The organism is Citricoccus zhacaiensis, from assembly GCF_014645315.1.
Classification (GTDB): Bacteria; Actinomycetota; Actinomycetes; order Actinomycetales; family Micrococcaceae; genus Citricoccus; species Citricoccus zhacaiensis.
In genome coordinates this window covers 1-8,491 of record NZ_BMLQ01000016.1, presented here as the reverse complement: position 1 = coordinate 8,491, position 8,491 = coordinate 1, and the positions used below count along the sequence as shown (strand labels likewise).

The 8,491-nt window shown below is 67.6% G+C and carries 11 protein-coding genes and 1 pseudogene; 8 read left to right on the top strand and 4 right to left on the bottom strand.

The window, feature by feature from the left end; genetic code table 11:
• Positions 1–173 precede the first annotated feature (173 nt).
• Positions 174–536 carry a Cd(II)/Pb(II)-sensing metalloregulatory transcriptional regulator CmtR gene (cmtR, locus tag IEX49_RS16575; RefSeq protein WP_159554143.1) on the bottom strand — a complete coding sequence of 121 codons (363 nt, stop codon included), beginning with the start codon at positions 534–536 and terminating at the stop codon, positions 174–176.
• Between the two features lie 153 nt (positions 537–689).
• On the opposite strand from cmtR, the gene IEX49_RS16570 reads away from it, so the two are divergent.
• The 3 genes from IEX49_RS16570 to IEX49_RS16560 are packed head-to-tail and all read left to right on the top strand — an operon-like array spanning position 690 to position 2,931.
• A complete protein-coding gene (locus tag IEX49_RS16570) occupies positions 690–1,439 on the top strand; it encodes a cytochrome c biogenesis CcdA family protein (RefSeq protein WP_159554145.1) in 750 nt (249 codons plus the stop codon).
• A 41-nt stretch (positions 1,440–1,480) separates the two neighbouring features.
• Positions 1,481–2,218: a DsbA family protein gene (locus tag IEX49_RS16565; protein WP_188807286.1), complete on the top strand. Its 738-nt coding sequence runs from the start codon at positions 1,481–1,483 to the stop codon at positions 2,216–2,218.
• 41 nt (positions 2,219–2,259) lie between these two features.
• Positions 2,260–2,931 carry a vitamin K epoxide reductase family protein gene (locus tag IEX49_RS16560; protein ID WP_159555330.1) on the top strand — a complete coding sequence of 224 codons (672 nt, stop codon included), beginning with the start codon at positions 2,260–2,262 and terminating at the stop codon, positions 2,929–2,931.
• A 551-nt stretch (positions 2,932–3,482) separates the two neighbouring features.
• Here IEX49_RS16560 and IEX49_RS16555 read toward each other — a convergent pair.
• The 3 genes from IEX49_RS16555 to IEX49_RS16545 all read right to left on the bottom strand — a co-directional run bounded on the left by IEX49_RS16555 (position 3,483) and on the right by IEX49_RS16545 (position 5,301).
• Positions 3,483–4,412 carry a DNA-binding protein gene (locus tag IEX49_RS16555; protein ID WP_188807284.1) on the bottom strand — a complete coding sequence of 310 codons (930 nt, stop codon included), beginning with the start codon at positions 4,410–4,412 and terminating at the stop codon, positions 3,483–3,485.
• A gap of 333 nt (positions 4,413–4,745) precedes the next feature.
• Positions 4,746–5,000 (bottom strand): glutaredoxin-like protein NrdH, encoded by a 255-nt coding sequence (nrdH, locus tag IEX49_RS16550; protein ID WP_188807290.1) that lies wholly within the window; start codon positions 4,998–5,000, stop codon positions 4,746–4,748.
• A 34-nt stretch (positions 5,001–5,034) separates the two neighbouring features.
• Positions 5,035–5,301 (bottom strand): hypothetical protein, encoded by a 267-nt coding sequence (locus IEX49_RS16545; protein WP_188807282.1) that lies wholly within the window; start codon positions 5,299–5,301, stop codon positions 5,035–5,037.
• A 607-nt stretch (positions 5,302–5,908) separates the two neighbouring features.
• Here IEX49_RS16545 and IEX49_RS16540 point away from each other — a divergent pair.
• The 5 genes and pseudogenes from IEX49_RS16540 (at position 5,909) to IEX49_RS16525 (ending at position 8,347) form a co-directional block, all read left to right on the top strand.
• A complete protein-coding gene (locus IEX49_RS16540; RefSeq protein WP_159554318.1) occupies positions 5,909–6,259 on the top strand; it encodes a DUF6504 family protein in 351 nt (116 codons plus the stop codon).
• Positions 6,260–6,335: 76 nt separating this feature from the next.
• Entirely contained in the window at positions 6,336–6,662 is a 327-nt protein-coding gene (locus IEX49_RS16535; protein ID WP_159554320.1) for a hypothetical protein, read from the top strand.
• 95 nt (positions 6,663–6,757) lie between these two features.
• Complete coding sequence (locus IEX49_RS17160; protein WP_236558208.1) at positions 6,758–7,423, top strand: helicase associated domain-containing protein; 666 nt, start codon at positions 6,758–6,760, stop codon at positions 7,421–7,423.
• 384 nt (positions 7,424–7,807) lie between these two features.
• Positions 7,808–7,972, top strand: a pseudogene (locus IEX49_RS17045) (DUF8462 domain-containing protein); the annotation flags it as partial.
• A gap of 72 nt (positions 7,973–8,044) precedes the next feature.
• Positions 8,045–8,347 carry a histone-like nucleoid-structuring protein Lsr2 gene (locus tag IEX49_RS16525; RefSeq protein ID WP_159554324.1) on the top strand — a complete coding sequence of 101 codons (303 nt, stop codon included), beginning with the start codon at positions 8,045–8,047 and terminating at the stop codon, positions 8,345–8,347.
• Positions 8,348–8,491 lie beyond the last annotated feature (144 nt).

The following is an 8,491-nucleotide window of genomic DNA, read 5'->3' as shown; positions in this document are numbered from 1 at the left end:
CACCGTGGCCGCGACGCCGGCCCCGGACCACTCCAGGACCAGCCCGGTCAGGAAGGCCACCCCGGAGAGCACCGGGAGCAGGATGGCCGCATCTCGCCACCACGGCCGGTGGCCCTCGTGCTCCTCCGGTGCCCCGGAAGTGGGGGACGGGGCCTCGCAGCCGCAGGCGGCGCTCACGAGGCCACCTGCACCGTGTCGCAGCACCCGGGCACCGAGCAGCCCGGGTCCATGCACGGGGCGGAGGCATCCACGGCCAGGGTCACCTCGACCAGGGCTGTCAGCGCGCGGGTCAGGTGTGCATCGGCGATCGCGTACCGGGTGCGGCGCCCCTCGGGCGCGACGGCCACGATCCCGCAGTCCCGCAGGCAGGCCAGGTGGTTCGACACGTTCGACCGGCTCAGCTCCAGATCCCGGGCCAGCTCGGCCGGGTACCCGGGCCCCTGAAGCAGGGAGAGCAGGATCCGGGACCGGGTGGGGTCGGCCATCGCCCGGCCCAGCCGGTGCATCACGTCCAACCGTGTGGAAATAGTCAGCATGCGCTGAACTATACACCCCGTGCTGTAGCGTATTTGCGGGTTTCACCCGGACTTCGGTGGCCCCGACCCGTTGACCTAGTGAGGACCCTCCGTGACTGCCCGTTGCCGCCCCACCTGTCCGCGCCGCCCCGTCCGGGGCCGGGGAGGACGGGCATGAACTTGGGCGGGTTCTTCGCTGAAATGGTCCAGTCTGGGGCACTGCTGGTGGCGATGCCGCTGGCCGCGGTCGCCGGCCTGGTGTCCTTCCTCTCCCCGTGCATCCTGCCGCTGGTGCCCGGATACCTGGGCTACGTCTCCGGGCTGGCCGATCCGCGCCGGGAAGACAACCGGCGCCGGGTGATGACCGGGGTGGGACTGTTCATCCTCGGATTCGCCGCGGTCTTCACCGCCTACGGGGCCGCCTTCGGAGTGATCGGTGGTTGGCTGCTGCAGTGGCAGGACCTGCTGATCCGGATCCTGGGGGTATTCGTCGTGCTCATGGGCCTGGTGTTGGTCGGCTGGCTGCCCTTTCTGCAGGGCACCAAGAAGATGTCCTTCCAGCCGAAGACCGGCATCGCCGGCGCCCCGCTGCTCGGAGTGGTCTTCGGCCTCGGCTGGACCCCCTGCATGGGCCCCACCCTGAGCGCCGTGCTGGCATTGAGCACCACCACCGGAGACCCCTGGCGCGGGGCCCTGCTGGGTTTCCTCTACTGCCTGGGCCTGGGCATCCCCTTCGTCCTGGTCGCGATGGGCCTGGACTGGGTCACCCGCACCCTGGGCTTCGTCCGCCGCCACATCCGGGCCTTCAACATCATCGGCGGGATCCTGCTGGTGCTCGTCGGGGTCCTGATGGTCACCGGGATCTGGACCCTGTGGATCTACCAGCTGCAGAACCTCGCCGGCACCTTCACCACCCCCGTCTAAACCCCTGCCCCTGACTCCCGACCCCACGGATTGGACCGACCATGACTCCCACCGACCCCACCCCGACCAAGGCCGACTCCGCCCCGTCCCGGCAGCGCCGGGCCAAGATCGTGGTCTGGGTCCTGCTGGCCCTGGTCATCGTCGGCGGCACCATCGGCTATTTCGTGGCCCGCGGCGCCACCACCACCCCACCGCAAGACGCCAGCGCGTCCACCGGTCAGGAATCCGGACAGCCGAGCCAAGAGACCGGGCAGCTGGTCCGGGAGAACAGCCGGGTGCTCTCCCAGGCACCGAACGAGAAGGCCGTGCTGGTGGAGTTCTTGGACTTCGAATGTGAGGGCTGCGCCGCGGCCTACCCGGTCGTGGAGGACCTGCGCGCCGAGTACGGAGACACGGTGACCTTCGTGCACCGCTACTTCCCGCTGCCGGGCCACCCGAACTCGATGACCGCCGCCACCGCCGTGGAGGCCGCAGCCCAGCAGGGGGCGTACGAGGCCATGTATCAGAAGATGTTCGACACCCAGGAGCAGTGGAGCCACACCGCCGAGGACCGCAGCCCGGTGTTCCGCGGCTACGCCGAGAAGTTGGGCCTGGACATGGCCGCCTACGATGCTGCGGTGGCCGACCCGGCCACCCGCGCCCGGATCGAGCAGGACCTGGCCGACGGGGCCGCCCTGGGCGTGCAGGGCACCCCGACCTTCTTCCTGGACGGAAAGCCGCTCACCCTGAACACCCTCGAGCAGTTCCGCGCCGAGGTCGACGCCGCCGCCAAGAACTGAGCCGCCACATGCGCACCCCTGCCCCGGACGCCGACCCGCCCATGACAACCCCCACCACCACGGACCACCCCGCCGAACACCCCTCCGAGCCCCCGGCCGGCGCCGGACCGGCCTCCGAGGCGGCGGGGACGCCGGCCCTCGCCCGGCACCGCCCGTTCGGGGTGGTGCTGCTCGTCACCGGCGCCGTCGGCTGGATCGCCTCGGCGATCCTGGTCCTCGAGCGCCTCGCCCTGTACGAGGACCCCGGCCACACCACCAGCTGCGACATCAACCCCTGGGTGTCCTGCGGGCGGGTGATGGGCACCTGGCAGTCCGAGCTGTTCGGCTTCCCGAACCCGCTGATCGGCATCGTCGCCTTCGCCGTGGTGCTGGCCACCGCGATGGTGGTGCTCTCCGGGGCCCGACCCGGCCGCTGGTACTGGGCCGGACTGCAGGCCGGGGTCACCCTGGGGATGGGGTTCGTGGGGTGGCTGTGGTTCCAGGCCCTGTACGAGATCTACATCCTGTGCCTGTACTGCATGATTGTCTGGGCGGCCATGATCCCGCTGTTCATCCTGCTCACCGCCCGCAACCTGGCCCACGGCGTGATCCCCGCCCCGCCGGCGGTGGCCCGGTTCGCCACCGGGTGGGCCGGGACCCTGATTGCCGTCGTGTACGTCGCCGTCGCCGGCTCCGTCTTCATCCAGTTCCTCCCCGCCTTTACCGGCCCCTGACCGGCACTGGCCCCAGGCGGCGCCGAACATCTCACCTGAGTTGCGCCCCGCAGGGACCAGACGCACAACACCGTTCAGAGACGAACCCGCATGATCGCCACCGTCGCCGCCATCCTTGCTCTGGCCGTGTACCTAGCAGGCCTGGAGGTAGGGCGAACACCACTACCCGAGTCCTCACCCTGTGCGAGAAGCGCACATGGTTAATGGTCTACCTGACGTCATCATGCTTCTCGGCCGGGCGTCCGTGCCGATCACCGCTTGGCACTCGCGAGGCTCATGAGGCCAGGTTTTCCCCTGAGGCCTACCGGTCGCCGGCGGCGGGACCTGACGAGTTCCGCCAAGCCGCTCCAAGGCCGAGATGATCCTTCCCTCCCCCGATGCTCTTGCCGGGGGACAGACACCGGCCGCAGCACGGGGCCAGGCTCGACACGGTGAAGAACCACGGACGCTGGCCGGGTTTCCAAGCGGGCCTGCACCGCGGACCCCCCCGGTCTGGGCGGCGACGCCGGGCCCACGCAAGGGGGCGGCCGACCCCTTGCCAGGGGGAGATTTTAGTCGCGCAGCGTCCGAATTTCTTCTTGAGCCGCGCTCAGCTCGGTACGCAGAGACTTCGTCTCGGTGTCGGTCTTGCGGAGCTTTTCCCGGGAACTCTTGAGATCTTTCCGCAGCTGTGCCACCTCGGCTTCCGCCTGCTGGCGGGTGGCCTTCTCCTGGGCTTGGTCTTGACGGGCTTGGGCCGCGGTCTCGACCGCTTGATCCCGCTCGGCCTGCACTTTGGTCAGGTCAGCTCGGCAGTCTTTGAGGGTGCTGAAGGCCTCGTCCCGACTGATCTCGGCCTCCGTGAGGGCTGTTCGCGCCGTTTTCGTCTCCGCTTCGGCCTGGGCCCGCGCATGGCGGTCTTGCTGGGCCTGCGCTTTCGCCTGGTCGGCGATGTCTTGGAACTCGCGGACCCGCTCCTTGGCCTCGTCAAGCTCTCCTCGTAGCCGACCCGCTTCGTTCACCGCTTGCTCCCTACGGCCCTCCTCGCGGGCGCGGGCCTGGATGGCATCCGACGCTTTTCCGATGGCCTGCTGCTGTTCGGCTTGGGCCCTGGTCAGCTCGGCCCGGATTCGCTCGAGCTCGCTACGGGCTTCATCGCGACTGACTTCCGTCTCGGTGATGGCTGCCAAGAGGTCGGCCGCTTCGGCTTCGGCGTGCTCTTGGGCCTGCCTGGCCTCGGTGGCCAGGTGTTCAACCTCCGTCCGCGCGGCCGTCAGGGCTGCCCCCCAAGCGCCATTCAGGGCCCGGGCCACGGCCTCGGGAGGTTCGGGCACGGACTGAGCCTGCGCGTGGGCCTGCCGCCAGGCGCGCACGCCCTCGGAGGCATCCTGCATGGAGACCTGGGCCTGCTTCCGCACCGTAGCCACGGTGATGCGCTCTCCGGCGGCCTCGAGCTGGTCACAGGCCGCGAAGACGCGGTCGCTCACGGTCGGGGTGGACATTTCGACCATCGAAGCTCCCTAGAACGAGAAGTAATAATAGTCAGCCTACTACTATTACTACTTTTCGTCGAGTAGGGGCTGGCCTGGGTTCTTGGAGTCTTCCCTCTCTGCTTCGGTGAGGGTCATGGATGCCGCTCTATCAGCTGGGTCTACTGCTGTGTGAGCCTGGGCCGGATGCACCGTTGCCATCCACGGCCCTCCTGCTGCGGCCGCTGGTCGCCAGTCCACGGAGCACGGCGGATACCGGAGGGGACGGAGGGGCAGTCATCGGCCCCGCCGCCCCCGGGCTCATCTACGCCTCGGGGTAGTCCAGGGCGTCGAGCTGTCCCTGCATCAGGTCCGACGCAGTTCTGCGGTGGCCTGCTTGGCTAGTTCTTCGATCTTGTCGGGGCGGAAGCCGGACCAGTGATCGCCGGTCTCGGTGATCACGACGGGGGCCTGCATGTAGCCGAGGGTCCGGATCCGCTCTAGAGCCCCAGCATCCTGGGACAGGTCCACGGTCTCGTAGGCGATGCCCTTGTTCTCCAGGGCCCGGTAGGTGGCATTGCACTGCACGCAGGCCGGCTTGCTATAGACGGTCACGGTGATCATGGTTTCGTCCTTTCCGGTGGAGTTGTCGTGGTCAGTGGCCGTGGATCAAGTCGGGGTCGATGCCGTCGCCGAACTCGGCGCCGGGGAAGCAGCGGGGGTAGATACCACTGGTGATCTGCTCGCGCAGTCGGGGATCGACCTCGGGCAGGGCGTCCTGGACGGGTTGGCCTTCCATCAGGGCGTCAGCACCCGGCTGGGGGACGGTGATCCATCCCTGCTGGCCGCAGAACGGGCACACCGGGGTCAGGATGTCGGCGCAGCCCTCTTGCATGCTGTCGTAGATCGCGTGGTGACTCATCTGGGGTTCCTCTCGCCGTGGGGTGTGGGTTAGTCCTCTCCCCGTTGTTTTTTGCCTGCTGGCGAAACGCAGTGGAGCTGCCCCGGACGGAGCCGGCATCAACCCGGAGGGCGGTGGAGGAGGAAAGCTTGGGAAGGAAAGAAGCGACCGAGGAACGAGGGAGCGCCGACCCCAGGTTTCCGGGGGAACCGGCCCCGGAGCGCTAGCGGAGGGGCTTGTGCCGGTGGAGCCGGGGCGCATAATCCGAAGAACAGCAGCAAAAAACGAAGAAGAAGCCGGCCCGCCAGGGCCGGTACCTGGTCGACGCCGTTCCGGCGGGACAGGACAACAGCCGGCCGCAGGCCGCCCGCGTGTGCGGTTCCGAGCCAGCGAGGAACACCACCGGGTCCAGGGCTTCGATGCCCCCATCAACTGCGGCGATTCCCAGCTCGCCTCCTAGCTCGTCCGGCCCTTCCCCTAACCTCTGACCCGAGCACCAGCCGCTACAGTGGCTGGTCTTGCTCGTTGCTTCCTGTCTTCCCCTCGCAGGCTGGCCCCCGTCCCAGGGGCCGGTCACGCTCACCCCAAAATGGGGTCGGCATATTGCCTCGAGGAAGGGGAATTCAGGGTGGGAACCTTGACTCAATCGGTGGGCGTGACGTGCACCACGGCCGGGGTGCCGCTGCGCCTGGACTGGGAGCATCGCCGCTATATCGTCGCCGCGGAACCGGCCCGCTGGTTCGAACGCCGCCGGTGGTGGACCGAAGAGTACCGGGCCGAGCGCGGCCGCGGCCCCGGCCTGGTGGACCACGAAGTCTGGCGGCTCCAAGTACGCCTGGAACGAGCCCATAACGCGCCCCTGCTCACCCTCGACATCAGCCACCACGTCGATTCGGGCCGCTGGCGATTAATCCGCGTCCACGACGACCAGGGGCTCGAACAGTCCATGGTCGGCCGCCGCCCACTGGCCAGCACCTGATGTGTTCGACAATCACTGAACGCAGTGCTGGCCCCTGGCCTGCACGGCGCCCCGCGCCCGAGGCAAGGCGGTGTGCATGTCGTGGGTGAAGCGCCCCGGCGGTGGCGCGTACCGTGCGAACGCAGAGTTGTTCCGGACCTCGGATCCGACGGTCTTCGGCGGGCCGAAGACCTGGCAGCCCGAGGACACCTCCGGGCCACCATCAGGCCTGGAGCCCTATGTGCGGGTGAGCTTCCCGGTCCAAGACGCCAAGGCGGTGCGCTGGACCCAGACCCACGTCCTGGTCCAGTGGCCAGATGACGCCCATCATCCGGTGCAGGCCTGGGTGCCGGCCTCCTGGGTCCACCGCATCCCCCGGGAAGAGTCCTCCTGGACGGACCCCTACGACCGACACGACCGGTAGCTCTCAGGGTTATCCACAACCGCGAAGCATGAGACCTCAAGCCCGGTTAGGCTCGGCGTGTGGAGCGGAAGGGGCGGGCACATCCTGAATGGGTGATGATGTCCGACAGGGGCGTCTCAGCCGCGGTCATTGCCCGCTTGAACGACGTGAACCCGGAGTATGTGCGGGAGTACGTGCGCCGGCGTGGTGAAGCACTTCGGGGCGGGCCCGCCCCGACGCGCCTGGCCCTCCATGACCGGCCGCGCCCCAGGCCCTCGAACTGGCCGGATCCGGACCGGCGCTGGCGAGCCCGCCTCGAGGAACTGGACCGATTCCTCCAAGAACACCAGCGCCGCCCGCACGCCCGCCGGTCGGATGACTCCCGGCAGACTGGTTCCGAGTGGTCCCTGGCCCATTGGCTGATCACCCAACGCTCCCACCATCGCGCAGAACGGTTGCCCTTGCACCGAGAGCGTGGATTAGATCGGGTGTTGCCGTCGTGGAGGTTGGATGACCGGTCGATCGAGAACGAATCCAACTGGCGACTACGCCTGGTCGAGCTGCTGCGCTTCCTCCACGACCACGGTAGGTTCCCCCAGCACACTGACATGCCTGGCGACCAGGAGAAGAGTCTGGCGGTGTGGGTCTATGCCCAGCAGAGCGCCTACCGCGCCGGAACCCTGGAGCCAGAGCGGCTGCAGTGGTTGGACCGGCAGGTTCCGCGGTGGCGTCCGGTACGCGAACAGGAAGAGAGGCAGGGGTCCTCAAACTCCACTCCATAACCCTCCCTGAGGACGCCGAGCGCGGCCGGGACATACTCATGACAGAGTTGTGGACATACAGAGCCCGTGACTCACAGAGTCTTCGACCGTTCACCAGCAGACATCCACGCAAGGCGAAAGAACACTCTCGTTCACCCCGTGCACTGATGTTCACAAAGTACACACAAGTACACCGGGGGAGTGGTCGTGGCTCAGTTGAATCCGTTTCGCCCCACTGCAGGGGCGGAACCGCCGCAGCCCTGGACGCCGCCGTTGGCCACCAATGCTGACAGACTGCCAGGCCGACAGACTCACAGAGTTCGACAGTCCAGGCCGACCCCTGGAAGTGAGTTCTAAAGGGATAAAAACTCTGGCGGACATCGCCGCCCGCATGGCAAGACCAGCCGGTACGCCGGGGTCTACCGCGACCGGCTGCTCAAGGCGGGCATGATCCAGGCCGCCGGCTACGGGCTGGTCGACTTCGACGCACCCTACCTCTGCGAATACCTGCGTGAGCACGCCGCCCACCTCACGGCCGACTCCCACACGCGCGGAACATCCTCTGACTAGGCCAGGTCCGGATAAACTGCCGGCTGTGGCCTCACAGTGTGGGCCGGTGCGAGCACATGACCTAAGGAAGCCATGGCCCAGAAGGCACAAGTAGTTTTGATTGACGACCTCGACGGATCTCCGGCAAAGGAAACCGTTTCGTTCGGCCTGGATGGACGCCACTACGAGATCGACCTGTCCACCGCCAATGCCAAGCAGCTGCGCGGCGAACTGACCGCCTACGTTCGCCAGGGCCGAGCCACCGCGCCTCAAGCGCCGCCTCGCCCGGCGGCGGCCATCCGCCAGTGGGCCCAGCAGAACGGTTACGACGTCTCGGCCCGAGGACGCATCCATCAGGACATCCTCGAGGCTTACAACAACGCCGAACAGACGTAGTCAGAGAGTCCACTTACTAGACATATAATCCAGTAAGTGCTGGCCTGACGTATTCGTGACCGGCGTATTCTCTCGATTCCAGAGCGGGAGCGGGCTATGCGGGGAGCCCAAGGTCAGAGATCGGTGCTGCGGTGGTTGATGTAG

Coding starts and splice junctions, on each gene's coding strand:
- cmtR (WP_159554143.1), bottom strand. CDS start 536: ATGCTGACTATTTCCACACGGTTGGACGTGATGCACCGGCTGGGCCGG.
- IEX49_RS16570 (WP_159554145.1), top strand. CDS start 690: ATGAACTTGGGCGGGTTCTTCGCTGAAATGGTCCAGTCTGGGGCACTG.
- IEX49_RS16565 (WP_188807286.1), top strand. CDS start 1,481: ATGACTCCCACCGACCCCACCCCGACCAAGGCCGACTCCGCCCCGTCC.
- IEX49_RS16560 (WP_159555330.1), top strand. CDS start 2,260: ATGACAACCCCCACCACCACGGACCACCCCGCCGAACACCCCTCCGAG.
- IEX49_RS16555 (WP_188807284.1), bottom strand. CDS start 4,412: ATGTCCACCCCGACCGTGAGCGACCGCGTCTTCGCGGCCTGTGACCAG.
- IEX49_RS16545 (WP_188807282.1), bottom strand. CDS start 5,301: ATGAGTCACCACGCGATCTACGACAGCATGCAAGAGGGCTGCGCCGAC.
- IEX49_RS16535 (WP_159554320.1), top strand. CDS start 6,336: ATGTCGTGGGTGAAGCGCCCCGGCGGTGGCGCGTACCGTGCGAACGCA.
- IEX49_RS17160 (WP_236558208.1), top strand. CDS start 6,758: ATGATGTCCGACAGGGGCGTCTCAGCCGCGGTCATTGCCCGCTTGAAC.
- IEX49_RS16525 (WP_159554324.1), top strand. CDS start 8,045: ATGGCCCAGAAGGCACAAGTAGTTTTGATTGACGACCTCGACGGATCT.